General features: G+C 70.6%; 23 protein-coding genes. 8 read left to right on the forward strand and 15 right to left on the reverse strand.

The features are described from left to right. Both G3I19_RS18225 and metG read left to right on the forward strand, forming a co-directional pair. Positions 1-824 (forward strand): VWA domain-containing protein (locus G3I19_RS18225; protein WP_164264693.1); only part of this gene is annotated, 824 nt, incomplete at its 5' end. A 101-nt stretch (positions 825-925) separates the two neighbouring features. Then, positions 926-2,539 (forward strand): methionine--tRNA ligase, encoded by a 1,614-nt coding sequence (metG, locus tag G3I19_RS18230; protein WP_164264694.1) that lies wholly within the window; start codon positions 926-928, stop codon positions 2,537-2,539. 71 nt (positions 2,540-2,610) lie between these two features. Here metG and G3I19_RS18235 read toward each other — a convergent pair whose 3' ends face one another. The 3 genes from G3I19_RS18235 to aspS all read right to left on the reverse strand — a co-directional run bounded on the left by G3I19_RS18235 (position 2,611) and on the right by aspS (position 6,340). Then, complete coding sequence (locus tag G3I19_RS18235) at positions 2,611-3,198, reverse strand: Uma2 family endonuclease (RefSeq protein WP_164264695.1); 588 nt, start codon at positions 3,196-3,198, stop codon at positions 2,611-2,613. 77 nt (positions 3,199-3,275) lie between these two features. Next, entirely contained in the window at positions 3,276-4,085 is an 810-nt protein-coding gene (locus G3I19_RS18240) for a L,D-transpeptidase family protein (protein WP_164264696.1), read from the reverse strand. A gap of 470 nt (positions 4,086-4,555) precedes the next feature. After that, the gene (gene aspS, locus G3I19_RS18245; RefSeq protein ID WP_164264697.1) at positions 4,556-6,340 is read right to left on the reverse strand and encodes an aspartate--tRNA ligase; all 1,785 of its coding nucleotides are present in this window, start codon (positions 6,338-6,340) and stop codon (positions 4,556-4,558) included. 171 nt (positions 6,341-6,511) lie between these two features. Here aspS and G3I19_RS18250 point away from each other — a divergent pair, with 171 nt between their 5' ends. Then, positions 6,512-8,923: a SpoIIE family protein phosphatase gene (locus G3I19_RS18250; protein WP_203599734.1), complete on the forward strand. Its 2,412-nt coding sequence runs from the start codon at positions 6,512-6,514 to the stop codon at positions 8,921-8,923. Here G3I19_RS18250 and G3I19_RS18255 read toward each other — a convergent pair. The 3 genes from G3I19_RS18255 to G3I19_RS18265 all read right to left on the reverse strand — a co-directional run bounded on the left by G3I19_RS18255 (position 8,845) and on the right by G3I19_RS18265 (position 11,621). Next, positions 8,845-9,951 (reverse strand): AI-2E family transporter, encoded by a 1,107-nt coding sequence (locus tag G3I19_RS18255; protein ID WP_164264698.1) that lies wholly within the window; start codon positions 9,949-9,951, stop codon positions 8,845-8,847. The two genes, G3I19_RS18250 and G3I19_RS18255, sit on opposite strands and share 79 nt — an antisense overlap. 141 nt (positions 9,952-10,092) lie before the next feature. After that, positions 10,093-11,049, reverse strand: coding sequence for a pirin family protein (locus G3I19_RS18260; RefSeq protein WP_164264699.1), 957 nt, complete (start codon positions 11,047-11,049; stop codon positions 10,093-10,095). 116 nt (positions 11,050-11,165) lie between these two features. Next, a complete protein-coding gene (locus tag G3I19_RS18265; protein WP_164264700.1) occupies positions 11,166-11,621 on the reverse strand; it encodes an SseB family protein in 456 nt (151 codons plus the stop codon). Between the two features lie 152 nt (positions 11,622-11,773). Here G3I19_RS18265 and G3I19_RS18270 point away from each other — a divergent pair, with 152 nt between their 5' ends. Next, positions 11,774-13,600: an acyl-CoA dehydrogenase gene (locus G3I19_RS18270; RefSeq protein ID WP_164264714.1), complete on the forward strand. Its 1,827-nt coding sequence runs from the start codon at positions 11,774-11,776 to the stop codon at positions 13,598-13,600. Between the two features lie 34 nt (positions 13,601-13,634). On the opposite strand, the gene G3I19_RS18275 is transcribed toward G3I19_RS18270, so the two are convergent. Next, positions 13,635-13,868 carry a hypothetical protein gene (locus tag G3I19_RS18275; protein WP_164264701.1) on the reverse strand — a complete coding sequence of 78 codons (234 nt, stop codon included), beginning with the start codon at positions 13,866-13,868 and terminating at the stop codon, positions 13,635-13,637. Between the two features lie 130 nt (positions 13,869-13,998). On the opposite strand from G3I19_RS18275, the gene G3I19_RS18280 reads away from it, so the two are divergent. Together G3I19_RS18280 and G3I19_RS18285 are read left to right on the forward strand one after the other, a co-directional pair. Further along, a complete protein-coding gene (locus G3I19_RS18280; RefSeq protein ID WP_164264702.1) occupies positions 13,999-15,294 on the forward strand; it encodes a M18 family aminopeptidase in 1,296 nt (431 codons plus the stop codon). Positions 15,295-15,454: 160 nt separating this feature from the next. Continuing rightward, on the forward strand, positions 15,455-15,676 hold the full coding sequence (locus G3I19_RS18285) for a DUF6458 family protein (protein WP_164264703.1): 222 nt from the start codon (positions 15,455-15,457) through the stop codon (positions 15,674-15,676). 26 nt (positions 15,677-15,702) lie between these two features. Here G3I19_RS18285 and G3I19_RS18290 read toward each other — a convergent pair whose 3' ends face one another. After that, positions 15,703-17,541, reverse strand: a complete 1,839-nt coding sequence (locus G3I19_RS18290; protein ID WP_164264704.1) for an NHL domain-containing thioredoxin family protein — start codon at positions 17,539-17,541, stop codon at positions 15,703-15,705. 109 nt (positions 17,542-17,650) lie between these two features. On the opposite strand from G3I19_RS18290, the gene G3I19_RS18295 reads away from it, so the two are divergent. Next, on the forward strand, positions 17,651-18,154 hold the full coding sequence (locus G3I19_RS18295) for an LURP-one-related family protein (RefSeq protein WP_164264705.1): 504 nt from the start codon (positions 17,651-17,653) through the stop codon (positions 18,152-18,154). Between the two features lie 178 nt (positions 18,155-18,332). Here the strand turns inward: G3I19_RS18295 and G3I19_RS18300 are convergent, their stop codons facing one another. The 5 genes from G3I19_RS18300 to G3I19_RS18325 all read right to left on the reverse strand — a co-directional run bounded on the left by G3I19_RS18300 (position 18,333) and on the right by G3I19_RS18325 (position 22,533). Beyond that, on the reverse strand, positions 18,333-19,289 hold the full coding sequence (locus G3I19_RS18300; RefSeq protein ID WP_164264706.1) for a hypothetical protein: 957 nt from the start codon (positions 19,287-19,289) through the stop codon (positions 18,333-18,335). Positions 19,290-19,371: 82 nt separating this feature from the next. Next, positions 19,372-20,286 carry an ABC transporter ATP-binding protein gene (locus G3I19_RS18305; protein WP_164264707.1) on the reverse strand — a complete coding sequence of 305 codons (915 nt, stop codon included), beginning with the start codon at positions 20,284-20,286 and terminating at the stop codon, positions 19,372-19,374. Further along, the gene (locus G3I19_RS18310; protein WP_164264708.1) at positions 20,283-20,681 is read right to left on the reverse strand and encodes a GntR family transcriptional regulator; all 399 of its coding nucleotides are present in this window, start codon (positions 20,679-20,681) and stop codon (positions 20,283-20,285) included. The genes G3I19_RS18305 and G3I19_RS18310 overlap by 4 nt, the downstream gene beginning before the upstream one ends. A 152-nt stretch (positions 20,682-20,833) precedes the next feature. Then, positions 20,834-21,481 (reverse strand): class I SAM-dependent methyltransferase, encoded by a 648-nt coding sequence (locus G3I19_RS18315; protein WP_164264709.1) that lies wholly within the window; start codon positions 21,479-21,481, stop codon positions 20,834-20,836. A gap of 260 nt (positions 21,482-21,741) precedes the next feature. Further along, positions 21,742-22,533, reverse strand: coding sequence for a carbon-nitrogen family hydrolase (locus G3I19_RS18325; protein ID WP_164264710.1), 792 nt, complete (start codon positions 22,531-22,533; stop codon positions 21,742-21,744). Between the two features lie 185 nt (positions 22,534-22,718). Between G3I19_RS18325 and G3I19_RS18330 the strand changes: the two genes are divergently transcribed. Beyond that, the gene (locus G3I19_RS18330) at positions 22,719-23,543 is read left to right on the forward strand and encodes a maleylpyruvate isomerase family mycothiol-dependent enzyme (RefSeq protein ID WP_164264711.1); all 825 of its coding nucleotides are present in this window, start codon (positions 22,719-22,721) and stop codon (positions 23,541-23,543) included. A 34-nt stretch (positions 23,544-23,577) separates the two neighbouring features. Here the strand turns inward: G3I19_RS18330 and G3I19_RS18335 are convergent, their stop codons facing one another. Beyond that, positions 23,578-24,870: an MFS transporter gene (locus G3I19_RS18335; protein WP_164264712.1), complete on the reverse strand. Its 1,293-nt coding sequence runs from the start codon at positions 24,868-24,870 to the stop codon at positions 23,578-23,580. Beyond that, entirely contained in the window at positions 24,867-25,520 is a 654-nt protein-coding gene (locus G3I19_RS18340) for a GntR family transcriptional regulator (protein WP_164264713.1), read from the reverse strand. Before G3I19_RS18340 ends, G3I19_RS18335 begins: the two co-directional genes overlap by 4 nt. Between the last annotated feature and the right edge of the window lie 126 nt (positions 25,521-25,646).

A 25,646-nucleotide genomic window follows, 5' to 3' on the forward strand; every position in this document is an offset into this window, starting at 1 on the left:
CGGAGCCCGCAGCCACCGAGCCCACCCCTGCCGAGGCCGCAGCCGACGTCCCCGTCGCCAAGCCCGCCGCCGACGTCACCGAGGCCGAGCCCGAGCCCGTCTCCCCCGCCGAGGCCACAGCCCCAGCGGCTCCAGCGACTCCCGCCGCCCCCACGGCCCCCGCCGACCTGGCCACCCGTGCGCCGCAGCTCGTCAGTGCCTACCAGGCCGCCGGTGCCGAGATCGACAAGGCCGGGCTGAGCGATGCCAGGGCCGCCGTCTATCTCGTCCTCGACCGGTCCGGTTCCATGCGGCCGTACTACAAGGACGGCAGCGCGCAGGCCCTCGGCGAGCAGACCCTCGCCCTCGCCGCGCACCTCGACGAGCAGGCCACCGTCCGTGTCGTCTTCTTCTCGACGGACATCGACGGCACCGGAGAGCTGACGCTCGACTCGTACGACGGCCGCGTCGACGAGCTGCACGCAGGACTGGGGCGGCTGGGCCGCACCAGCTACCACCGGGCCGTCGAAGAGGTCGCGTCGCTGCACGAGAAGTCGGCCGATCCCACCGCCCCGGCCCTGGTGATCTTCCAGACGGACGGCGCTCCGGACGCCAAGGTCGTGGCCAAGCAGGCCATCGCGGAGGTGGCGGACAAGCCGCTGTTCTGGCAGTTCGTGGCCTTCGGCGACCACGAGTCGAAGGCGTTCGACTTCCTGCGCAAGCTGGACGTCCCGCACGCCGGGTTCTTCCACGCCGGTCCCACCCCGCGTGAGCTGGCCGACTCCGAGGTGTACGAGCAGCTGCTCGCGGCCTTCCCGGCCTGGCTGGCGGCGCGCAGGAGCTGACACCGGACAGCACCGGCCGAACGGGGCCCCCGTCCAGCGGACGGGGGCCCCGGCGCATAACCCGGTCGGAGGCCCGCCGTGAGGAAGTTAGGATTTCGACCATGGCGGCCACTGGATCTGAGAAGCAGGGGACGAACGCGTACTACGTATCGACCCCCATTTACTACGTCAACGACGCTCCTCACCTGGGCCACGCCTACACGACCGTTGCAGGGGACGTGCTCACGCGCTGGCACCGTCAGCGCGGCGAGAAGGTGTGGTACCTCACCGGCACGGACGAGCACGGTCAGAAGATCATGCGCACGGCCGAGGCGAACAACGTCACACCGCAGGAGTGGTGCGACAAGCTCGTCGAGGAGTCCTGGAAGCCCCTCTGGGAGCATCTGAACATCGCGAACGACGACTTCATCCGGACGACGGAGAAGCGGCACACGGACCGTGTGCAGGAGTTCGTGCAGGACCTGTTCGACAAGGACGAGATCTACAAGGGCGGGTACGAAGGCCCGTACTGCGTGGGCTGCGAGGAGTACAAGCTCCCCGGCGACCTGATCGACGGCGAGCCCGACTTCCCCGGTCAGAAGCTGTGTCCGATCCACAAGAAGCCGGTGGAGATCCTCAAGGAGGAGAACTACTTCTTCAAGCTGAGCGAGTACGGGCCGAAGCTGCTGGAGTTCTACGAGGCCAACCCGGGCTTCATCCAGCCCGAGTCGGCGCGCAACGAGGTCGTGAACTTCGTGCGGCAGGGGCTTCAGGACCTGTCGATCTCGCGCTCGACCTTCGACTGGGGCGTCCCGGTGCCGTGGGACGAGAAGCACGTCATCTACGTCTGGGTGGACGCGCTCCTCAACTACGCCACGGCCGTCGGCTACGGCGCGAACCAGCAGAAGTTCGACGAGACCTTCCCGGCCGACGTGCACCTGGTCGGCAAGGACATCCTGCGCTTCCACGCGGTGATCTGGCCCGCGATGCTGATGGCCCAGGGCCTTCCGGTGCCCGGCAAGGTCGCGGCGAACGGCTGGCTGATGGTCGGCGGCGAGAAGATGTCGAAGTCGAACCTGACCGGCATCAAGCCGCAGGACCTGACCTCGCACTTCGGCGTGGACGCCTACCGCTGGTACTTCCTGCGCGCGATCGCCTTCGGCAGCGACGGATCGTTCTCCTGGGAGGACTTCTCCGCCCGCTACACCTCCGAGCTGGCGAACGACTACGGCAACCTCGCCTCGCGGGTGGCCGCCATGGTCGGCAAGTACTACGGCGGGACCCTGCCGGCCGCCGAGGCCGCGGGCGCTGCCGAGCAGGCCGTCCAGGACGGTCTCGCCAAGGCGGTCACCGAGTCCGACCGGCTGATCGGCGATGAGCTGGACTTCCAGGGCGGCATCCTGGCGGTCTTCGACTTCGTGAAGCAGGTCAACGGCTACATCACGGAGCAGGAGCCGTGGAAGGTCGCCAAGGACGAGTCGCCGGAGGGCCGGGCCCGCCTCGCGACCATCCTCTACACGGCGGCCGAGTCACTGCGCGGTGTCGCGGTCCTGCTGAACGCGGTGATGCCGGTGACCTCGCAGAGCCTGTGGGACTCGCTGGGCGCCGAAGCGGACCTCGGCGCACTGGCCGACCAGAAGCTCCAGCAGGCCGGCACCTGGGGGCAGCTCCCCGCGGGTGCGACGGTGACGAAGGGCGCGGTGCTGTTCCCGCGCCTGGAGGAGAAGCCCGCGTAACGGGTGGAACCACAGCAGGAGGGCCCGGAACCGCGACGGTTCCGGGCCCTCCTGCTGTGCCGTGGTTCGTGTCAGCGCGCCCAGGCGGTGAGCGGGGCGGTGTCCAGCTCGATCCCGACCGGCCCGGGCAGCTCGACGGTCTTCCCGAACGGAACCGTCACCACCTGCTCGTACCGCACACCGTCCGGCTGCGAGTGGACCTTGACCTCACCGGCGTCACGGTCGATCAGCAGATAGACGGGAATCCCGGTCTCGGCGTAGGCGCGCGGCTTCTCCACCCGGTCCCGGCGATCGGTGTCGGCGTCGTTCGAGGTGACCTCGACCACCATCAGCACACCGTCCGCACTGGCCCACTCGCCCTGGCCGACGAAGGTGCCGCTGGGAGCCAGAGCACCGTCGGGGCGGGCGTTGCCCTTGCGGTAGGTCTCGATCCGCAGGCCCTGCTCCGGATAGAGCCACAGCGTCGGATCAGCCTGCATGCAAAGGCGGGTCAGCCATTCGATGATCCGCCCGTGGTCCCCGTCCGGCACAGCCTTGACCCCCAACTTCCCGTTCACGAACTCCAGACGCACCGCTTCGTCGGCTCGTATGGCGTGCCGGGCCAGTTCCTCGAACACTTCCTGGGTCAGGACGGTGCACCGCTCTTCCACGACGCTCACCACGGTCTCCTCAGGGGTTGGTGACACGGTCCAGCCTACGGGGCGCCGTGTCGCCCCCGCGCGGCTTCACTTCCGCTTCACTCCCCCAGCATCGAGGCGTCCCCCATGACCACGACGGGCTTCTTCGACGGGTCCAGCCAGCGCAGCAGTTCCTTCATCCGGTCCTCCGGCAGGGAGACACAGCCGTGCGTGGGGCCGCCGTGGTCGACGTGGAACCAGACTCCGCCGCCCCGGTTCGCGCCCATCGGGCGGGTCCAGTCGAGCGGGGTGGTGCCCGGCTTGTGGTTGTAGTTGATCGCCACCACATAGTCGAAGGCGCCGGCCAGGGACTCACCGTCGAAGCCGGTGCCCGCCGCGACGAAGGAGGACCCGTGGTCGTACGGCAGGCGGGTGCCGGGGTCCCTCTTGCGGCCGCCCGCGTCGGTCAGGCCGAAGACCCCGGCCGGTGAGTGGAGATCGCCCTGGTAGTGCTCCTCGGTCCAGCCGTGCAGGGCGTTGTGCGCGGGCCAGGGGTCGGAGACCGGCTCCCAGCCCTTGGCCCGGTCGCGTACGTAGAGGACGGCGGTGGAGCGGCTGGAGTCCGCCGCGTCGCCGGTGACGACGACGGCCTGCCGGGCGGACTCCGGGATCTTCGCCAGGGTCTTGGGGCCGAGCGCCGGGATCTCCTTGACCTGAAGCTCCGCGGCCCTGCGCAGCTGCGGGCCGGCCGCGGGCGTCGCGGAGGCCGCGGCAGGCGCCGGCGGTCCGCCGTGACCGCTGTTGTCCTCGACCGCCCGGGCCGGAGCCGTCGTGTGTCCCGGGAACCCCGAACATCCGGAGAGCACCAACCCGCCGGTGACCAGTGCGGTCGCCAGGAGCGCACCTCTGGGAAGTCGGCGAAGAGACATGTACGAGCCTTTCAGTTCACGTCGGATCCCGTCGGATCACGTCGGGTGCACGCCGTTAACGACTGGTGTGTGCCGTAGGCGTCGATTCATTTCGAGGAACCCGCCAGGGTTCCCCCCGGGCCCGGCCCCTATGCGGAAGTCGGTGTGACGTTCGATGGCGGTTTCGACGTCGTTGTCGCACATGACGCCCCGTCCGGGGCCTGCCGTACGGCCGGGACAAGGGGCTGCCCCGAGCCTGGCGCGTCGCCGCGCACGCACAGACTCGCCGGAATCAGATTGCCCCCGCCCCCGGTCCTGATCTTGACCGGCACGCCGATCAGTCCGTCGTACTGGTTCATCCCGCGCAACTCCGTGAGACCACCGCCGCTCCGTGGAAGCGCCGCGGATGCCGGACCGGCCGACAGCACGGAAACAGCCCCCGGTCGGGCGGCCAGGGGCTGTTCTGCCGTTTCACGTGAAACGGGGAGCTGTTACTTCTCCTGCTTGTCCTTCGGCGGGGCCGCGGGCTTGCGCAGCTGGATGTTCAGCTCGCGCAGCCGGGTCTCGTCGAGCACCGTGGGGGCACCCATCATCAGGTCCTGCGCGTTGCCGTTGAGCGGGAAGGCGATCGTCTCGCGGATGTTCGGCTCGTCGGCGAGCAGCATCACGATGCGGTCCACGCCCGGGGCGATACCGCCGTGCGGCGGGGCGCCGAGGCGGAAGGCGCGGAGCATTCCGGCGAACTCGTGCTCCACGGTCTCCCGGTCGTAGCCGGCGATCTCGAACGCCTTGAGCATCAGGTCGGGCTCGTGGTTACGGATGGCGCCCGAGGAGAGCTCGATGCCGTTGCAGACGATGTCGTACTGGTACGCCAGGATGTCGAGCGGGTCCTTCTCCTCCAGGTCGGCATAGCCGCCCTGGGGCATCGAGAAGGGGTTGTGCGAGAAGTCGATCTTGCCGGTCTCCTCGTCCTTCTCGTACATCGGGAAGTCGACGATCCAGCAGAACCGGAACACGTCCTCCTCGAAGTGGCCGGCGCGCCTGGCCGCCTCGACGCGGACCGCGGACATGATCCGGGAGACCTCGTCGAACTCGCCCGCGCCGAAGAAGACCGCGTGACCGGGCTTGAGTTCCAGACGCTCGGTGAGCGCCGTGATGTCCACGTCCGTGAGGAACTTGGCGATCGGACCGGCGAGCGCGCCGTCGTCACCGACGCGCACCCAGGCCAGGCCCTTGGCGCCCTGCTCGACGGCGTACGCACCGAGTCCGTCGAAGAACTTGCGGGACTGGCCCGCGGTGTCGGGGACGGGCAGCGCACGGACGTGCTTGCCGGCGAACGCCTTGAAACCGGAGTCCGCGAAGACGTCCGAGACGTCGGCCAGTTCGAGCTGGGCGCGCAGATCGGGCTTGTCGTTGCCGTACTTGAGCATCGACTCGCGGAACGGGATCCGCGGGAACGGCGAGGTGACATGACGGCCGTTGCCGAACTCCTCGAAGAGCTCGGTCATCAGCTTCTCGATCGGGCGGAAGACGTCCTCCTGCTCGACGAAGCTCATCTCGACATCGAGCTGGTAGAACTCGCCGGGCGAGCGGTCCGCGCGGGCGTCCTCGTCGCGGAAGCAGGGCGCGATCTGGAAGTAGCGGTCGAAGCCCGAGATCATCAGCAGCTGCTTGAACTGCTGCGGCGCCTGCGGCAGCGCGTAGAACTTCCCCGGGTGCAGCCGCGAGGGGACCACGAAGTCGCGGGCGCCCTCGGGGGAGGTCGCGGTGAGGATCGGGGTCGCCATCTCGTTGAAGCCCAGCTCGGTCATCTTGTGGCGCATGGCGGAGATGACAGCCGTGCGCAGCATGATGTTGCGGTGCATGCGCTCGCGGCGCAGGTCGAGGAAGCGGTACTCCAGGCGCCGCTCCTCGTTGACGCCGTCCTCGGCGTTGATGGTGAAGGGGAGCGGGGCGGCCGCGCCGAGCACCTCGACCTCGCCGACCTCGATCTCGACCTCGCCGGTCGGCAGTTCCTCGTTGACGTTCTCGGTGCCGCGCGCGGAGACCTTGCCGTCGATCCGGACGACCGTCTCCTTGGTGACCTTGGAGAGCGCCTCGTTGGCGGGGGTGCCGGGGCGGGCGACGAGCTGCGTGATGCCGTGGTGGTCGCGCAGATCGATGAAGAGGATGCCGCCCAGGTCTCGGCGATTGTGCAGCCAGCCGCTCAGCCGGACGTCGGAGCCGACGTCAGAGGCGCGCAGTTCGCCGCACGTGTGGGACCTGTACCGATGCATCGTTCATCCAGTTCTTCGCGAGACAGGCGGGAAGGGTGTACTTCGCACCAGGGTACCGCCGGGCACACCGTGCCTTTACGCCTTTATGGGCCGGGCCCGGGGCCTCCGGGAGCGGCCGCATGGACGCACCCTGTGTGGCGGCGGCCGGTCCCACCTTCTTAAAGTGGGTCAATGCGCACCGAGGACGTCCTGGCCGCCATCGCGACCGGCCTGTGGCGATGGGACAACACCGCCGGGATCGTCACGCTCGACGCGGAAGCAGCCCGGCTCATCGGTATGCCCGCCGAACCCGCCAGCATCTCCGAGGCCGCCGCCCGTTCCCGCTTCCACCCCGTCGACTGGAACGAGATCAACGGGACGGTGAATCTCGCGGTGGCCGAGGGCACCCTCGCCGAGGCCCGGCTGCGCATCGTCGACGAGACGGGCCAGGTCCTGCGTACCGTACGCAGCCGCTCCAAGCCGCTGATCAGCGCGCACAGCTTCGTCCTGGTCGGCACGCTCCAGGAGGTCGCGGAGCCGCAGCCGGGCGACGCGGCCCACACCCCGATCACCGGTGACTGGCGCCGTTCCCGTGAGGCGTTCCTGCTGGACGCGGGGCGCGCGCTCGCCGAGGCCAGGTCCACCGAGGAGGTACTGCGGGTGGCCGCCTCGCTCTCCATGCCGGGGTTCGAGCCGGACGGTCTCGCGGTCTTCGGGATCACCGGGGACTGGCTGACGGTCATCGGGCACCACGGGCACAATCCCGCCGAGGACGGGCTGCTGGCCGAATTCCCGATGCGTACGGACGAGGTCTATCCCGCCGCCGAGGTGGCCAGGACCGGGCGGGCCATCTATCTGCCGACCCCTGCCTCGTACCGCGACCGCTATCCCCGGTACTGGCCGGCCGTGGAGCCCCTCAAGCGGCAGTCCTGGGCCTTCGTCCCGCTGGTCGACTCGGGGGTGACGATCGGCGCCTGGATGGCCGCCTTCGCCTATCCGGTCAGCTTCTCGCCGGACGAACGCTCGGTGCTGACGACGGTCGCCCGGATGCTGGCCCAGGCCCTCGCCCGCGCCGGGGTCGCCGACAACGAGCGTGAGCTGTCGCTCGGGCTGCAGCGCTCGATGCTGCCGATGCTGGGCCCCCGGATCCCGGGCATGACGGTCGCCGCACGGTATGTGCCGACCGGGGGCGGGCTCCAGGTCGGCGGCGACTGGTACGACGTGATCGCGCTGCCGGGGAGCACGGCGCAGGAGGACGGCAAGGGCGGCGGCCGGGTGGCTCTGGTGATCGGTGACGTCCAGGGGCACGACGTACGGGCCGCCGGGATGATGGGCCAGCTGCGGATCGCGCTGCGCGCGTACGCGGCCGAGGGCCATCCGCCGGACGCGGTGCTCTCGCGGGCCTCGCGCTTTCTCTACGGCATCACCGAGAGCAATGACCAGATCATCTCCGACGACCTGCCACCGCCGCGTTTCGCGACCTGTCTGTACATCGAGGTCGACCCGGCCACCGGCACCCTCGACGTGGCCCGCGCGGGCCATCCCGACCCGACGGTCCGCACGGTGGACGGCACGGTGCTGGTACGGCCCGTCGAGGGCGGGCTGCCGCTGGGCATCCACCCGGACACCGACTACCCGACGACCCGCCTGACGCTCCAGCCCGGCGAGACGCTGATGATGTGCACGGACGGGCTGATAGAGACCGGCGGCCACGATCTCGACACGGGCTGGGAGCGGATCCGCGGCACGCTGGAACGGCACGCCGGGGAGAATCTGGAGACCCTCGCCGACGCCCTGGTGCAGGCCGCGCACGGCCCGCCCGAGCACCACCACACCGGGCCGTTCTCCGACCGCCGTGAGGACGACATCGCCGTCCTGCTGATGTCCCGTGCGGGAGAGCCCGTACGGGCGGGCACGACCCGGCACATCTCGCTGACGATCGCCCAGGCCCAGCCCGAGCGCATCTCGGCGGCGCGCAGTCAGCTGCGGGAGCTGCTGCACGACTGGGCGGACAGCGAACAGGTCGACTCGGCCGCGCTGATGGTCTCCGAGATGGCGACGAACGTCCTCATCCACACGGACGGCGACGCGCGGATGACCGCGGACGTCACCGGAGGGCCCGGCAGCCGGCGGCTGCGGGTCGAGGTCTCGGACGACAGCGACGAACTGCCGCACAAGCGGCGCCCGGGCGAGATGGCCTCGTCGGGGCGCGGGCTGCTGCTGATGGAGATGCTCGCGGACATGTGGGGGGTGGATCCGCGCGGCTCCGGCAAGTCGATCTGGTTCGAGCTCTACGAGTCGCGGGGCGAGTCGAAGGACAGGCCGGCCGGTCCCGCCGGGCCCGGAGGCTCCGGCGAGGGCGAGGGCGAGGGCGAGGGCGAGGGCGACGAGCGGCCGACGTCCGATCTGCTGTCCGACTTCCTGGCCGACCTCGCACCCGACGAACTGCTGGAGCTGGAGACGGACGATCAGCGGGAGGACAGCCGGCAGGGGGACGACCGGCAGGGATCAGAGCCCGGATCGGCTCACGCGTCCCGGCCCGGTCCGGGCACAGGCCCCGCCCCGGGTTCCGGTTCCGGATCCGGTTCGGTCTCCGGCGGGTAGCGCTTCCGCAGTTCGCCGATCACCCCGAAGGCCGCCGCCGCCACCGGCACCGCCAGCAGCATCCCCAGGAGCCCCGCGATGCTCGCCCCGGCCGTCAGCGAGATCATGACCATCGCCGGGTGCATCTGGACCGTACGGCTCTGGATCACCGGCTGCAGTACGTGCCCCTCCAGCACCTGCACCAGCAGGACCACGCCGAGCGCCCAGAGCGCGATCACGAAGCCCCGGTCGGCGAGGGCCACCAGCACGGCGACCGCCCCGGAGATGAACGCGCCGAGATACGGGATGTACGCGCCGACGAACACCAGCGCACCGAGCCCGAGCGCCCCCGGCACACCCAGGATCAGCAGGCCGACCGTGATGCAGACGGCGTCGATGAGCGCGATCAGGGTGGTGCCGCGCATGAATCCCTCGACGGCCTCGAAGGCCCGGCGGGCCATGGCCTCGATGGTGGCTCCGTGGCCCGGGGCGATGGCGTACGCGAGTCCGCGGGCGTGGTCCGAATCGCGGAGGAAGAAGAAGGTGAGGAGCAGCGCCAGCACGCTGGTGGCGATGAGGGTGCCGATCAGGCTCAGCCCGTTGAGCAGCCCGCCGGCCGCGTTCGCGCCGAACTTGCCGAGCAGGTTCTTGGCGTTGTCGGCGATGTTGGTGATGCCGTCGCCCGTGGCCACCCCGAAGTGGTCGGCGATCCACTTCCCGGCGTCCTTGAGCGAGGCGACGATCTGGTCGCCGGTGTCGATCAGCGCGGTGACGACGATGTACGCGGCCCCGCCGACGACGGCGACCAGCGCGGCGCAGGTGAGCCCGGCCGCGAGCGACCTGTTCAGCCGCATCCGGACCAGCCACCGGTGGACGGGTCCGAGGAGCGCCGTACCGAGCAGGGCCAGCATCACCGGGGTCACGGCGGTCTTCAGCGTGACGCAGAGCCAGACCCCCACCGCGGCCACGCCCGTGACGAGCAGTGCGACGACACACCAGGCGGCCAGCCGGCGGGCGTGGACGGGGAGAAGCGGCTTCTGGGTATGCACGCCTCCAGCCGATCACGGGCCCGGGCCGACGGCTCGTTCACCGGGGCCGGGCGAGTGGCGGCGGGAGCTCCCGGCCCCGGCCCGCCACCCACGCGTACAGCACCCGCCTGCGTACGGCCGGCATCTGCGTCCGTACAGGGCCTACATCCCGTGCACGGCAGGCACCGTCCCCAGCCGGCCGCGCTGGAAGTCCTCGAACGCCTGCTTCAGCTCGGCCTCGCTGTTCATCACGAACGGCCCGTAGTGCGCCATCGGCTCCCGTATCGGGCGGCCGCCCAGCAGGACGACCTCCAGGTCCGGGCTCTTCGCGTCCTGGGCCTCGTCCGCGCGGACGGTCAGCGATGAGCCCGCGCCGAACACCGCGGTCTGCCCGGTGCGGACCGGGCGGCGGTCCGCACCGACGCTGCCGCGCCCGCCCATCACGTACGCCAGGCCGTTGAAGTCCTCGCGCCACGGCAGCGTGACCTCGGCGCCCGGCCGTACCGTCGCGTGGATCATCGTGATCGGGGTGTGGGTGATGCCGGGGCCGTCGTGGCCGTCCAGTTCGCCCGCGATGACCCGCAGCAGCGCACCGCCGTCGGCCGATGTGAGCAGCTGGACCTGGCCGCCGCCGATGTCCTGGTAGCGCGGGGCCATCATCTTGTCGCTCGCCGGCAGGTTCACCCAGAGCTGGAGCCCGTGGAAGAGCCCGCCGCTCACGACCAGCGACTCCGGCGGCGCCTCGATGTGCAGCAGGCCGGAGCCCGCCGTCATCCACTGGGTGTCGCCGTCGTTGATCGTGCCGCCGCCGCCGTTGGAGTCCTGGTGGACGAAGGTGCCGTCGATCAGATACGTGACGGTCTCGAAGCCGCGGTGCGGGTGCCAGGGCGTGCCCTTGGGCTCGCCGGGCGCGTACTCCACCTCACCCATCTGGTCCATCATGATGAACGGGTCGAGGTACTGGTAGTTGATCCCGGCGAACGCGCGGCGCACCGGGAATCCCTCGCCCTCGAAGCCCCCCGGCGCGGTGGACACCGCGAGCACGGGACGCGGCACGGCGCCTTCGGGCGCGTGGACACGCGGCAGGGTCAGCGGGTTTTCGACGGTCACGGCAGGCATGGCGGCCCTCCAGGCAGGATGCTCGGCATTCAAAGTAGTTGAATGGTGAACATCCAGCAAGCCATGACCATTCCCGGGGCCGTGCCGACCCCAAGTTCAAGCCAGAGGCGACTGGATCAGCCGTACATCCGCCGCATCGCGAAGTCGACCATCTGCTCCACGGCCTTCGCGTCGAAGACCATCCGGTGCTCGCCCTCCATGTCGAGGACGAAGCCGTACCCGGTCGGCAGCAGGTCGATCACCTCGGCGCCGGTGATCACGAAGTACTTGGACTCCTTGCCCGCGTACCTGCGCAGCTCCTTCAGCGAGGTGAACATCGGGATCACCGGCTGCTGGGTGTTGTGCAGGGCGAGGAATCCGGGGTTGTCGCCGCGCGGGCAGTAGACCTTCGACGTGGCGAAGATCTGCTGGAAGTCCTCGGCGGCCATCGAGCCGGTGGTGAAGGCCCGCACACCGTCGGCGAGCGAGGGCGGCGACGGCTCGGGGTACAGCGGCTGATCCCCGTAGCCGGGCTGCGGCGCGGCGTACTGCTGCTGGGCGCCCTGGTTCGGGTTCGAGTCGTAGCCGTACATGCGCGCAAGAGTACTGAGTAAAGGGGCCCCGCCGCAGGGGCGGTCTCGTCACACTTGCCCGATAGGGGTTGCATCTTATTACTGACGGGTAGCATCATCGTAGCTACTTGCTGGTATTCGTTACAGGTATGCGTTACGAGAGGGCTGTCGCCATGGGGCACTACAAGTCGAATCTCCGCGACATCGAGTTCAACCTCTTCGAGGTCCTCGGCCGCGACAAGCAGTACGGCGCCGGGCCGTTCGCAGAGATGGACGTCGACACCGCGAAGAGCATCCTCGACGAGGTGGCCAGGCTCGCCGAGAACGAGCTGGCCGAGTCCTATGCCGACGCCGACCGCAACCCGCCGGTCTTCGACCCGGAGACCAACACCGCCCCCGTGCCGGACACGTTCAAGAAGTCCTACCAGGCCTTCATGGAGTCCGAGTACTGGCGGCTCGGCCTGCCCGAGGAGATCGGCGGCACCACCGCACCGCGCTCCCTGATCTGGGCGTACGCGGAGCTGCTGCTCGGCGCGAACCCGGCGATCTGGATGTACTCGTCGGGTCCGGCCTTCGCCGGGATCCTCTTCGAGGAGGGCACCGAGGAGCAGAAGAAGATCGCGGAGATCGCGGTCGAGAAGCAGTGGGGCTCCACGATGGTCCTCACCGAGCCGGACGCCGGCTCGGACGTGGGCGCGGGCCGCACGAAGGCCGTGCAGCAGGACGACGGCTCCTGGCACATCGAGGGCGTGAAGCGCTTCATCACCTCGGGTGAGCACGACATGTCGGACAACATCATCCACTACGTGCTGGCCCGCCCCGAGGGCGCCGGCCCCGGCACCAAGGGCCTCTCGCTCTTCATGGTGCCGAAGTTCGAGTTCGACTGGACCACCGGCGAGCTGGGCGAGCGCAACGGCGTGTACGCGACGAACGTCGAGCACAAGATGGGCCTCAAGGCGTCCAACACCTGCGAGATGACGTTCGGCGACCGCCACCCGGCCAAGGGCTGGCTGATCGGTGACAAGCACGAGGGCATCCGCCAGATGTTCCGCATCATCGAGTTCGCCCGGATGATGGTCGGCACCAAGGCCATCGCGGCGCTCTCCACCGGGTACCTGAACGCCCTTGAGTACGCCAAGGAGCGCGTGCAGGGCCCCGACCTCGCGCAGTTCATGGACAAGACCGCGCCGAAGGTCACCATCACGCACCACCCCGACGTGCGCCGCTCGCTGATGACGCAGAAGGCGTACGCCGAGGGCATGCGCACCCTGGTCCTCTACACGGCTTCCGTCCAGGACGCGATCCAGGAGAAGGAGGCCGCGGGCGAGGACGCCAAGGCGCTGCACGGCCTCAACGACCTGCTGCTGCCGATCGTGAAGGGGTACGGCTCGGAGAAGTCGTACGAGCAGCTGGCCCAGTCGCTCCAGACCTTCGGCGGCTCCGGCTACCTCCAGGAGTACCCGGTCGAGCAGTACATCCGGGACGCCAAGATCGACACCCTCTACGAGGGCACAACCGCGATCCAGGGCCAGGACTTCTTCTTCCGGAAGATCGTCCGCGACCAGGGCGCCGCGCTGAACACCCTCTCCGAGGAGATCAAGAAGTTCCTCGCGGCCGGCACCGGCGGCGAGGAGCTGTCCGGCGCCCGTGACCAGCTGTCCAAGGCCGCGGTGGACCTGGAGGCGATCGTCGGCGCGATGATCACCGACCTGACCTCGACCGGCGAGGACGTCAAGAACATCTACAAGGTGGGGCTCAACACCACCCGCCTGCTGCTGGCCTCGGGCGATGTCGTCGTGGCGTATCTGCTGCTCAAGGGCGCGGCGGTGGCCGCCGAGAAGCTGCCGACCGCATCCGCCAAGGACGTCGCCTTCTACCAGGGCAAGATCGCGGCCGCGAAGTTCTTCGCCGCCAACGTCCTGCCCGGCGTCAGCGCGCAGCGCGCCCTCGCCGAGACCGTCGACACCTCGCTGATGGACCTGGACGAGGCTGCTTTCTAGTCCCGGACAGCAGCTGACGAGAAGCTCGGCCCGCTCACGGCGGCGTGGTCCCGGTCTCCGGGGCCGCGCCGCCGCTGTGCGTTCCGGCGGGCGCTCTCCCGGCGGGCGTTCCGGCGTATGTTCCGGCGTATGACCCGCTGGGTGTTCCGGCGGGCGTCTGCTCCTGGCGTGGGGGCCGCCGGGCGCGGGCAGCCGGGACGTCGAGCACATGGGCCAGGATCTCGCCCAGCAGCACGGGCTCCCTGGTGTCGGCACCGTATTCGACCATGCGCCGATAGTGGCACCCAGCACTGACAACGGACGCGATCCGTCCCACATGTCCCATGCGCCCACCGGCCCCGCGGCCCCGTTCCGTTCCCGCGGGCGGGGCCGCCGTCACGGTCGTTATGGTGGCTGCCATGAGCACCTCCGTCCGCTTCGACCGCGGCCACACCGACGACCTGATGAGCTTCCTCACGGCCAGCCCTTCGCCCTACCACGCCGTGGCGAACGCCGCCGGGCGGCTGGAGAAAGCGGGCTTCAGGCAGGTGTCGGAGACCGACGCCTGGGACGCGTCCGCGGGCGGCAAGTTCGTACTGCGGGGCGGCGCCATCATCGCCTGGTACGTGCCGGAGAACGCGTCGGCGCACACCCCGTTCCGGATCGTCGGCGCCCACACCGACTCCCCGAACCTGCGGGTGAAGCCCCTCCCGGACAGCGGCAGCGACGGCTGGCGCCAGGTGGCCGTCGAGGTCTACGGCGGCACCCTGCTCAACACCTGGCTCGACCGCGACCTGGGCCTCGCCGGACGGCTCACGCTGCGCGACGGCAGCCACCGGCTGGTCGATGTGGCCCGGGCGCTGCTGCGCGTACCGCAGCTCGCCATCCACCTGGACCGCTCGGTCCACGCCGAAGGGCTCAAGCTCGACAAGCAGCGCCACATGCAGCCGGTCTGGGGCCTCGGCGAGGTCCACGAGGGCGACCTGATCCGGTTCGTCGCCGAAGAGGCGGGGGTCGCGGCCGACGACATCACCGGCTGGGACCTCATGGTGAGCCCCGTCGAGGCGCCCTCGTACCTGGGCCGCGACCGTGAGCTGCTCGCGGGCCCCCGGATGGACAACCTGCTCTCCGTGCACGCCGCGACCGCCGCGCTGGCCGCCGTCGCCTCCTCGGGCGGGGAACTGACGCACATCCCGGTGATGGCCGCCTTCGACCACGAGGAGAACGGCTCCCAGTCCGACACCGGCGCCGACGGGCCGCTGCTCGGCACCGTCCTGGAGCGCTGCGTGCTGGCCCGCGGCGGCACGTACGAGGACCGGGCCCGCGCCCTCGCCGGATCGGTCTGTCTGTCGTCCGACACCGGGCACGCCGTGCACCCCAACTACAGCGAGCGCCACGACCCGACGCACCACCCGCGGGCCAACGGCGGGCCGATCCTCAAGGTCAACGTCAACATGCGGTACGCGACGGACGGCAGCGGGCGGGCCGTGTTCGCCGACGCGTGCGAGAAGGCAGGAGTGCCCATGCAGCACTTCGTGTCGAACAACTCCATGCCGTGCGGCACGACCATCGGCCCGATCACCGCGGCCCGGCACGGCATCAGCACGGTGGACATCGGCGTCGCGATCCTCTCCATGCACAGCGCCCGCGAGCTGTGCGGAGCCGACGACCCGTACCTGCTCGCCAACGCCCTGACGGCTTTCCTTGAGGGCTGATCTCCTGGAGGGTTGATCTCCTGGAGGGCTGCGTCGCTCGAAGAGCTGAGCCGACTGGAGAACTCGCCTGTGCCGAAGGCACGTTGATTGACCGTTCCGGTCCCGGGTACGCGCCCTGTACGGACCGGAACAGCCACAACGACTTCGGAGGCGAACACCGATGGGCCTAGGCGGCTGCATCCTTCTTCTCGTGGTGGGGGGCATCCTCACCTTCGCAACCGACTGGCATGTGAACGGCGTGAACCTGGACATGGTCGGCATCATCATGATGCTGGTCGGCGTGATCGGTATCGCGGTCTACACCAGCGTCCTGCGCCGTCGCCGCCCGACGATGCCCACCTCGACCACGGTCGTCGAGGACGACCACCACCACCTGGGCTGACGGCCGCCCCCCCCATAGCGGGCCGGTCAGCCGTCCATGCCCGCGAGCACCAGCGGCAGCCGGGCCGTCCCCTCGTCCGTCACACGGACCGGGACGCCCCAGTCCTGCTGGTGCACATGGCAGGCCGGATACTCTTCCCCGGTCTCCGACTCGGAGGTGCCCCCAGCGGGGACGTCGCAGGACGCGGCCATCGCCGACACATGGAGCACGCCCTCGGTGATCTCCGGGTTGAGCGCCACGTCCCGGAAGAGGTCGGTACCGGCCCCGTCCCCCTCCAGCAGCAGCTCGGGCGGGGTCGCGGAGACCAGCAGCCGGGTGGAGGGCCCGTACCGGACGTCCAGCTTCTGGCCGGCCGGCGCCTGGAAGACGACGTCCACCCGGAGCGTGCCCGGCGCGACATCGGTGGCGGCCCGCTGCGTGCGGTGGGCGACGCTCTCCACCCGTACCGCCTCGTCGGGCAGCCGCAGCCGGGTCAGCCGGTGCCGCGCGGACTCCACCACCACGATGTCGTCCCCGACGAGCACCGCGTCGCTCGGCTCCCGCAAGTCCGTTGCCAGCGTGGTCACTTCACCGGTGGCCGGGTCGTAGCGGCGCAGCGCGTGGTTGTACGTGTCGGACACCGCGACCGAACCGTCGGGCAGCGCCGTCACGCCCAACGGGTGCTGGAGCAGCGCCTGTCCGGCGTCGCCGTCCCGGTGGCCGAAGTCGAAGAGCCCGGTGCCGACGGCGGTGTGCACCACGGCGCCCGCCGCGGTGCCCCCGTCGGCGTCCTGCTCGATCCAGCGCAGCGCGGACGTCTCGGAGTCGGCGATCCACAGCCGGTCCCCGGCGGCCGAGAGGCCGGACGGCTGCGCGAACCACGCGTCGGCGGCCGGTCCGTCGACCAGCCCCTCATTGGTGGTGCCGGCCGCCACCTCGACGGTGCCGGTCTCCGGGTCGTACGTCCACAGCTGGTGGACACCCGCCATGGCGATCCACAGCCGCCCGCCGAACCAGGCGAGGTCCCAGGGCGAGGAGAGCGCCACACCGAGAGCGGGACCGCTGGTCGGCGACCCCTGCCACCACTGCTTCCCGGTCCCCGCGACCAGCTCGATCTCACCGCTCTCCGGGTCGTACGTGCGGATCGCGTGGTGGACGGTGTCGGCGACCGCGACCTTCCCGCCGGGCAGCAGCGCGAGCCCCTGCGGCTCGTTGAAGACGCCATCGCCGCCGATCCGCCGTACGACGGTCTCGCCGTCGGGCGCCAGCTCGACCAGCTGGTGGCGGGTGGTGTCGGACACCAGCAGATTGCCGCCCGGCAGGGCGATCGCCTTGCCCGGGAAGCGCAGATCGGTGGCGACCGGCTCCGGCGCGACATACGGCCCGTCGCCGCGCCGCAGCGTGCCCTTGGCCGCGTGCTCGGCCTCCAGCTCGGTGACCAGCGTCTCGATGGCGTGGGCGTGGCCCTCGCCGGCGTGCTGGGCGACGACGTACCCCTCGGGGTCGATCACCACGAGCGTCGGCCAGGCCCGGACGGCGTACTGCTTCCAGGTGGCCAGCTCGGGGTCGTCCAGGACGGGGTGGTGCACGCCGTACCGCTCGACGGCGTCGACAACGGCCTGGTGCTCGGCCTCGTGCACGAACTTCGGGGAGTGCACCCCGATGATCACGACGGTGTCGCTGTGCTGCTGCTCCAGCTCGCGCAGCTCGTCGAGGACGTGCAGGCAGTTGATACAGCAGAAGGTCCAGAAATCCAGAACGACAATGCGTCCCCGCAGGTCGGCAAGGGTGTACTGCTGTCCGCCTGTGTTCAGCCAGCCGCCCTTGCCGACGAGCTCGGGGGCGCGGACACGGGCGCGACGGGGTGCGGGAGTCACATCGTTCATGACGTCAAGGGTGCCACCTCGACCGGGGTGACCTGCGGCACAGCGCGGCTGTCACGGGCCGGCCTCAGGGGCCTGCTGCCCAACTGGCCCGGGCGGTAACGTCATCCGCATGAAATTCCTTGTGCGCGACCGAATTTTCGACATCGGCGACGACTACTGGATCGAGGACGAGAACGGCCACAAGGCGTATCTCGTCGACGGCAAGGTGATGCGCGTCCGCGACACCCTTGAGCTGAAGGACCTCGACGGGCAGGTGCTGATCACGCTCAAGGAGAAGCTGATCGCCATCAGCGACACGATGACCCTGAAGCGGGACGGCGAGGAGCTGGCCACCGTCAGGAAGAAGAAGCTGACCCTGCTGCACGACCACTACCGCGTGAAGCTGGTCGACGGCACCGAGCTGGAGGTCAGCGGGAACATCCTGGACCGCGAGTTCGCGGTCGAGTACGAGAACGAGCTGCTGGCCGACATCTCGAAGAAGTGGTTCAGCGTCCGTGACGCGTACGCGGTGAACGTGGTGCGTGAGGACTCCGACCCGGCGCTGATGATCGCCATCGCGGTCTCCGTGATCCACATGCACGAGAAGGAGCACGAGAAGGAGCACGAGGGCTGACGTGTGTTGACCGGGCAGCTCGCGTGTCCGGTGCCGCAGCCGCCGTCGTCGTCGCCGCAGCGCAAGGCCGGGGCCCGTTGAGCGGGGCCCCGGCCGGCGGTCGAAAATGCGGCGGTCGAAATTGCGGCGGCCGACCCTGGGCGGTCGGACCGTGCGGCGGTCGGACCGTGCGCTGCGGTCAGACCGTGCGGCGCTTCAGTGCCCAGAAGGCGATGCCGACCGCGAGCACGGTCAGGGCGATCAGGACGCCGCTCTCCAGGAGCTGGCGGGGCCAGAAGTCGTCGGACGGGAGATAGGTGCGGGTGAAGCCGGTCACGTCGTGCTTGGCGAGGCAGGCCACCTTGTCGTAACACTCCGGGTCGGTGATCCGGGCGCCGCTGGACGTGATCGCCCGGCTGTGCACGGAGAGATCGGGCACCTGGAACGCGCGCTGGAAGGGCCACAGGCCGCTGCGGACGGCCGTGACCACGTACTGCAGGACGGCGGCGACGGCCATCGCGGGCAGCGTGCGGCGCAGCAGCAGTCCGCAGAGCGCGCCCAGGGCGAGGGCGAGGAGCGGGGCCAGCACCGTGGCGGGGCCGATCGAGAAGTACAGGTGGCGGGGGTCGTACCCGGCCCGCAGCAGATCGCTGTGGGAGGACCACAGCAGCCGGTAGAGCAGGATCAGCAGACCGGTGCCCACGGTGGCGACGACAGCCGGGACGGCGAGCTTGGCGGCGAGCCAGCGGGCCGGGGAGACCGACTGGGACCAGGCGAGCCTGGTGGTGCCGCTCTCCAGCTCACGGGCGATCAGCGGTCCTGCCGCGAAGAGGGCCACGCAGAAGGTGGCGACGCCGATCAGCTTCGACGGGTCGTAGAAGAGGTCGTTGTACGTCGTGGAGAGGAAGACGTTGTGCACCGGCCCCTTCCAGGATTCCAGCTGCACTCCGGCGTAGCCGAACGTGTCGAACGCCTTCTGCGTGGTGTGCGCGCCCGGCCCGGTCAGCCAGAGCAGCAGCCCCGCGGAGATGACCACGAACGCCGTCCAGATCCACAGCGCTGCCCGGTGCAGGCGCAGTTCGGCCCGGAGCAGGTCGAGCGGCGAGGGGCGGAGTGGGGGCGTGGGGGCGGGTTTGTCCAGCGAAGCGGTGGCCATGAGACGTCCTTGTGAGCGGTGGCGGAACGGCGGTGGGGGGGGAGTTCGTCACGACAAGTCGTGGTGCGCGCGGCCGGGGTGGTCAGGCCGCCGGTGTGGTGTCCCCGCGCATGTCCGGGGTGAGGAACGCCGGGGACGACGGCGCACGGAGGTGGGCCAGCAGCAGCTCTTCCAGGGTGGGTGCCTGGGTCTGCCAGGTGTCGGCGAGCGGGCCCCGGGGCCGGATCAGGGCGGTGAGGCCGCGGCCGGTGGGGTGCGACTCGACGACCGTGTGCGGGGCCAGGTCGGCGCCCCGGCCGGTGACCACGGTGTGCGCGGCGAGCAGCTCTTCGACGGAGCCGGCGAGGCGCACCCGGCCGTCGTCGATGAGCAGCAAGTGGTCGCAGGAGTAGGAGAGTTCGGCGACGACGTGGGAGGAGAGCACGATGCTGGTGCCGTTCTCGGCGGCGTCGGCCAGCAGCAGCCCCATCAGCTGCTGACGCGCCAGCGGGTCGAGCTCGGCCATCGGCTCGTCCAGCAGCAGCAGGTCGGGCCGCTTGCCCAGGGTGAGGGCGAGCGCCACCCGGGTGCGCTGACCGCCGGAGAGACCACGGATCCGGCTGCGGGGGTCGAGGTCGCCCTGTTCGACGATCCGGGCCGCGTAACCGGCGTCCCAGTGGCCCGTGTTGAGGCGGGCGCCCAGGTCGAGGGTGTCGGCGACGGAGAGGTGCCCGTAGAGCGGCTGGCTCTGGTCCAGATAGCCGACCCGGTCGCGGTGGGTGCCGGACGCGGCGCCCAGGACGCTGACGGTGCCGCTGTCCGGCCGCAGCAGTCCGGCGGCGATCCGCAGGAAGGTGGACTTGCCCGCACCGTTGGGGCCCACCAGCGCGCAGACGCTGCCCGCCGGGACCCGGAAGGAGCAGTCCTCCAGGGCGAGGGCCGCGCGGCGGCCCCGGCCGTATCGCTGAGTCAGTCCGGATGCCTCGATCGCCGCCGGGGCACTGTCGGTGGTGCTCACTGATCCCCCTTCGGGAAGTGCTCGTCCAGGACCGAGGTCAGCAGCTCGGAGGCGCTCTCCCGGCCGATACCCGCGGCGCGGGCCCGCAGGGCCCAGCCGTCCAGCTCCGCCCGCAGCGGCGAGTCGGCACCCGCGCCGTCGAGCGCCTTGCGGATGAAGGTGCCGACCCCCCGCCGCGCCTCGACCAGTCCCGAGCGCTCCAGCTCGCGGTACGCCTTGAGCACGGTGTTCGGGTTGATGGCCGTGACCTCGACGACCTCACGTGCCGTGGGGAGCTTGTCCCCCGGTTCGAGAAGGCCCAGGCGCAGCGCCTGCTGGGTCTGCTGCACGATCTGCAGGTAGGCGGGGATGCCGCTGTGCCGGTCGATGCGGTATTCGACGTGGTGATCGGCCACCGGCGCACCCTCTTTCACTAATTGACTAGTGAAACTTCGCACGGCGTCGGGGGACACGTCAAGTCCGTGCTGTGCGAGGAGGAGCGACCGCGCGCGGAAGGGCGCGGAAGGGCGCGGAAGGGTGTCGCCGAGGCGGCCCGGCCGGCGGCGGCTCAGTGCCGCCTGGTCGCCTGGAGGTACGCCTGCGGCTGCTTCTCCTGCGGATCGGGTTCGCGCACCAGCTGGGCCCGTACGTCGAACCCGGCCCCGGCCAGCCACCCCGCGACCCGGTCCGGCGGCAGCCAGTGCACGTCGAGCGAGAGGTCGTGCCCGTAACCGTGGTCGAGATGGCGGACTTCGTCACCGGCCTTGAAGGCGAGCAGCAGCCGCCCGCCCGGCGCGAGCACCCGGTGGAACTCCGCGAACACCGAGGGCAGCAGCTCCGGCGGGAGATGGATGACCGAGTACCAGGCGACCAGGCCGGCGAGCGAGCCGTCCGCCAGGTCGAGGGCGGTCATCGAGCCCACGTCGAAGCAAAGCCCCGGATACGTCCGGCGGGCCACGTCGACCATCCCCGGCGAGAGATCGATGCCGAACGCGTCCGCGCCGAGCCCGTCCAGATGGGCCGTCACCCGGCCGGGCCCACAGCCGACGTCGGCCACCGGGCCGCCGCCGTCCGTCCGTATCTGGTCGGCGAACGCGGCCAGCATCGCCCGGTCGTAGGGGCTGTTCGCGAGGTGGTCGCGGACGATCTCCTCGTAGGCGACCGCGACGGTGTCGTAGGACGCGCGGATGGTGCTCAGACAGCCGGGTTCGGTCATAGCGGTGCTCCGTGCTCCGTACGTCGTCGTCGTGGCGGGTGGCGGTCGCCTCCGACCGGTGACCGGCGGCCGGTACTCCTCGGGCGGGGCGGACCTCAGCGGGGCGGGCCTCAGCAGGACGGGCCTCAGCGGGGCGGGCCCCAGCTGCGCAGACCTCAGCGGGGCGGACCTCAGCGGGACGGACCTCAGCGGGACGGGCCCCAGCTGCGCGGACCTCAGCGGGACGGACCTCAGCGGGGCGGGCCCCAGCTGCGCGGGCCTCAGCGGGGCGGGGCCAGTCCGAGCCGCCGGTCCTTCAGGGCGGGGAACTGCTCGCGGGTCGTGGCGACGAGCCCCGGGTCCAGCTCGACCGTCAGGACCTCCTCGCCCGCGCCCGCCTCGGCGAGCACCTCGCCCCAGGGGTCGACCACGATGCTGTGCCCCGCCTGCTCCACGTCCGCGTGCGTACCGGCGGACCCGCAGGCCAGGACGTACGCCTGGTTCTCCACCGCGCGCGCCTGCGCGAGCAGCGTCCAGTGCGAGCGGCGGCGCTCCGGCCAGCCCGCGGGGACGACGAGCAGGCGGGCGCCCGCGTCGGTCAGGCCGCGGAACAGTTCGGGGAAGCGGAGGTCGTAGCAGGTGGCCAGGCCGAGCGTGGTCTCCGGCAGGTCCACCGTCACCAGGGTGTCGCCCGCCCCCATCAGGACCGCCTCGCCCTTGTCGAAGCCGAAGCGGTGGATCTTGCGGTAGGCGGCGGCCCGTTCGCCGTCGGGCGTGAAGACCAGGGATGTGTTGTAGAGGGCGCCGTCGGGGTCCCGCTCCACGATCGAGCCCGCGTGCAGCCAGACGCCGGCGTCCTTGGCGGCCTGCGCCATCACCTCGTGCGTGGGGCCGTCCAGCGGTTCGGCCTCGGCCTCGAACGACTGGTACGCGAAGGCGCCGACAGGCCACAGTTCGGGCAGCACGACGAGATCCGCAGCCGACTGTTCACGTACGAGACCGGCCACGCGCAAGCGGCGCGAACCGGGCGATTCCGCAGGATTCACTGCGATCTGAAGAAGAGAGGCGCGCACAGTACCACCGTCCTGGCATTCGGGCCGTCAACGCGGGCCTACGATCGTCACACGAAAGCACTGCCGGGGTGCCACTGGGCAGCGTACTGTGCCTTCCGGGGGGATGCCCCCAGACCCCCAGCAGTGCCTCGAAAACCAGCAGGTCTACGCCCGCCGTACCGCAGAACACCGCTCCGAGGGGTCCCGTGACAGTCCATCCAAGCCTTCAGACCTATGCCGACGCCTGGACCCACTCAGCAGAAGCCATATCCGAGCTGGTGAAGCCGCTCGTCGAAGGCGAGTGGAACCGCGGGACGCCCTGCCCGAACTGGTCGGTGCGCGACATCATCTCCCACATCATCGGCATGGAGAACGAGCAGCTCGGGGACCCGCGGCCGATCCACACCCTGCCCCGCGACCTCTTCCATGTGCAGACGGACCACCAGCGGTACATGGAGATGCAGGTCGATGTGCGCCGCCACCACACCTCGCCCGAGATGACCGCGGACCTGGAGTACACGATCATCCGGCGCTCGCGGCAGCTGCGGAACGAGACGCGGCAGCCGGACACCCTGGTGCGCGCGCCGCTCGGCACGGAGCAGACGCTGGAACTGGCGCTGCAGATGCGCGCGTTCGACGTCTGGGTGCATGAGCAGGATCTGCGCACCACCCTGGGCAAGCCGGGCAACCTGGACTCGCCGGGCGCCTATGTGGCCCGCGACACCCTGGTGCAGGCGCTGCCGAAGGTCGTCGCCAAGGAGGCGGGCGCGCCGCCGAACACCGCGGTCGTCTTCGACATCACCGGCGCCGTCGAGTTCATGCGGACGGTCCGGGTGAACGCCGAGGGGCGCGGCACGGTCGACGGCTCGCCCTCGCTGGGTCCCGCCGTGACGATCGCGATGGACTGGGAGACGTACTTCAGGCTGGCCTGCGGTCGGGTGAGGCTGTCCGCGGTGTCGGACGAGATCAAGGCCGAGGGCGACCAGGAACTGGCCGCCGCGATCCTCCAGTCGTTCGCCGTGACGCCGTGAGCCCGGGCTCCTGGTCCAAGCCCGGGCCCCGGGTTCACGCCGGGACGTGCACGGCCTCCACCCGGCTGGTCACCAGCCGCTCGCTCTCCCGGCGCGCGCTGCGCCGGCGCAGCCGCAGGATCTGCGTGACGCCCAGCGCCTCCAGGACGAACACGGAGCAGAAGGCGATCCGGTAGTTGTCGTCCGTGGCGTCCAGCAGGACCCCGACCGCGAGCAGCGTCGTCATCGACGCGACGAACCCGCCCATGTTGACGATCCCGGACGCGGTGCCCTGGCGCTCCGGCGGGTTGGCGGGGCGCGCGAAGTCGAAGCCGATCATCGAGGCCGGGCCGCAGGCGCCGAGCACCGTGCAGAGCGTCACCAGCAGCCACATCGGCGCGTGGTCGCCCGGGTAGGCGAGCGTGGCGGCCCAGAGCAGCGCGGTGGCGCCGACCGTGGACAGTGCGATCGGGGCGCGGGCGCCCTGGTGCCGGGCGATGATCTGCCCGTAGATCAGGCCGACGGCCATGTTCGAGAGCACGATCAGCGTGAGCAGTTCGCCCGCCGTGGCCCGGGACAGGCCCTGCGCCTCGACGAGGAACGGCATCCCCCACAGCAGCAGGAAGAACATCGCGGGGAACTGCGTGGTGAAGTGCACCCACATCCCGAGCCGGGTGCCCGGCTCCCGCCAGGCCGCCGCGATCTGCCGGCGCACCGACGCGGCGCCCGGGTGCGGCGCGGGCGGCGGCTCGAACCCTTCGGGGTGGTCCTTCAGGAACAGCAGCATCACGACGAGCACCAGCACCCCGGCGAGCGAGCTGCCCGCGAAGGTGGTGGTCCAGCCGAGGCCGTGCAGCGTACGGGAGATGACGATGGTCGAGACGAGGTTCCCGGCCATTCCGACGAGCCCGGCGAGCTGGGCGACCATCGGGCCGCGCCGGGCCGGGAACCAGCGGGACCCGAGCCGCAGCACGCTGATGAAGGTCATGGCGTCACCGCAGCCGAGCAGCGCGCGCGAGGCGAGGGCCGTGCCGTACGTGGGGGAGAACGCGAAGCCGAGCTGCCCCAGCGTGAACAGCACCACCCCGAGCGTCAGCACCTTCTTGGTGCCGAGCCGGTCCACGAGCAGGCCGACGGGTATCTGCATCCCGGCGTAGACGAGCAGCTGGAGTATGGAGAAGGTGGACAGGGCGGAGGCGTTGACGTGGAAGCGGTCGGCGGCGTCCAGACCGGCCACGCCCAGGCTGGTACGGAAGACGATCGCCACGAAGTAGACGGCGACGCCGATCGACCACACCGTGACCGCACGCCGCCCTCCCGGCGGATCGCCGGGCAGCACAGCGCTCATCGGTCCTCTCCCCGGGCCAGGTTCCGGATGCGGGTGACATGGCGGCGGACGACCGCGACGGCGTCGTCGGCGTTCCCGCCGCGCAGCGCCTCCAGGATCTCGCCGTGCTCGGCGAGGGTGGTGTTGGTGCGGTCGGGGTGCGCGTGGAGCACGGCGACCCCCATCCGCAGCTGCCGGTCGCGCAGCTGGTCGTAGAGGCGGGAGAGGATCTCGTTCCCGGCGCTGCGGACGATCTCCGCGTGGAAGCAGCGGTCGCTGACGGCGGCCGCGGCCAGATCACCGGACTCCACCTGCGCGGTCTGCTCGGCCAGCAGCCCGGTCAGCCGCTCGATGAGCTGGGGCGCGGCGGGCACGGCCTTGCGCGCGGCGAACTCCTCGACCAGCAGCCGGGTCTCCACCACGTCGTGGATCTCCTGCGCGGAGACGGCGAGGACCAGGGCGCCCTTCTTCGGGTAGAGCTTGATGAGCCCCTCCACCTCCAGCTTGAGCAGCGCCTCCCGCACGGGCGTCCGCGAGACCCCCACGGCCTCGGCCAGCTCGCCCTCGGTGAGCAGCGTCCCGCCCTCGTAGCGGCGGTCGAGTACGGCCTGTTTGACGTGGGCGTAGACACGGTCGGCTGCGGGGGGCTGTTTCAGCGGGGCGACTGGCATGCGCACAGCATAGATACAACAGGGATGCGTCGGGAGAGCCGTCCGCATACCGGGACGCGACGCCCGCGCCCGCGCCCGGACACCGGCACCGCACCAGGCCGGGGCGGGGCGGGGCGGGCCGGGCCG

Origin of the sequence: Streptomyces sp. SID10853, from assembly GCF_010548145.1 — a bacterium.
Taxonomy (GTDB): Bacteria; Actinomycetota; Actinomycetes; order Streptomycetales; family Streptomycetaceae; genus Streptomyces.

Excerpts from the sequence above, each read along its gene's own strand:
- G3I19_RS18250 (WP_203599734.1), top strand. The coding sequence starts at position 6,512 with ATGCGCACCGAGGACGTCCTGGCCGCCATCGCGACCGGCCTGTGGCGA.
- G3I19_RS18275 (WP_164264701.1), bottom strand. The coding sequence starts at position 13,868 with ATGGTCGAATACGGTGCCGACACCAGGGAGCCCGTGCTGCTGGGCGAG.
- G3I19_RS18315 (WP_164264709.1), bottom strand. The coding sequence starts at position 21,481 with ATGACCGAACCCGGCTGTCTGAGCACCATCCGCGCGTCCTACGACACC.
- G3I19_RS18285 (WP_164264703.1), top strand. The coding sequence starts at position 15,455 with ATGGGCCTAGGCGGCTGCATCCTTCTTCTCGTGGTGGGGGGCATCCTC.
- G3I19_RS18260 (WP_164264699.1), bottom strand. The coding sequence starts at position 11,049 with ATGCCTGCCGTGACCGTCGAAAACCCGCTGACCCTGCCGCGTGTCCAC.
- G3I19_RS18340 (WP_164264713.1), bottom strand. The coding sequence starts at position 25,520 with ATGCCAGTCGCCCCGCTGAAACAGCCCCCCGCAGCCGACCGTGTCTAC.
- G3I19_RS18265 (WP_164264700.1), bottom strand. The coding sequence starts at position 11,621 with ATGTACGGCTACGACTCGAACCCGAACCAGGGCGCCCAGCAGCAGTAC.
- G3I19_RS18240 (WP_164264696.1), bottom strand. The coding sequence starts at position 4,085 with ATGTCTCTTCGCCGACTTCCCAGAGGTGCGCTCCTGGCGACCGCACTG.
- aspS (WP_164264697.1), bottom strand. The coding sequence starts at position 6,340 with ATGCATCGGTACAGGTCCCACACGTGCGGCGAACTGCGCGCCTCTGAC.
- G3I19_RS18295 (WP_164264705.1), top strand. The coding sequence starts at position 17,651 with ATGAAATTCCTTGTGCGCGACCGAATTTTCGACATCGGCGACGACTAC.
- G3I19_RS18280 (WP_164264702.1), top strand. The coding sequence starts at position 13,999 with ATGAGCACCTCCGTCCGCTTCGACCGCGGCCACACCGACGACCTGATG.
- G3I19_RS18270 (WP_164264714.1), top strand. The coding sequence starts at position 11,774 with ATGGGGCACTACAAGTCGAATCTCCGCGACATCGAGTTCAACCTCTTC.
- G3I19_RS18290 (WP_164264704.1), bottom strand. The coding sequence starts at position 17,541 with ATGAACGATGTGACTCCCGCACCCCGTCGCGCCCGTGTCCGCGCCCCC.
- G3I19_RS18300 (WP_164264706.1), bottom strand. The coding sequence starts at position 19,289 with ATGGCCACCGCTTCGCTGGACAAACCCGCCCCCACGCCCCCACTCCGC.
- metG (WP_164264694.1), top strand. The coding sequence starts at position 926 with ATGGCGGCCACTGGATCTGAGAAGCAGGGGACGAACGCGTACTACGTA.
- G3I19_RS18335 (WP_164264712.1), bottom strand. The coding sequence starts at position 24,870 with ATGAGCGCTGTGCTGCCCGGCGATCCGCCGGGAGGGCGGCGTGCGGTC.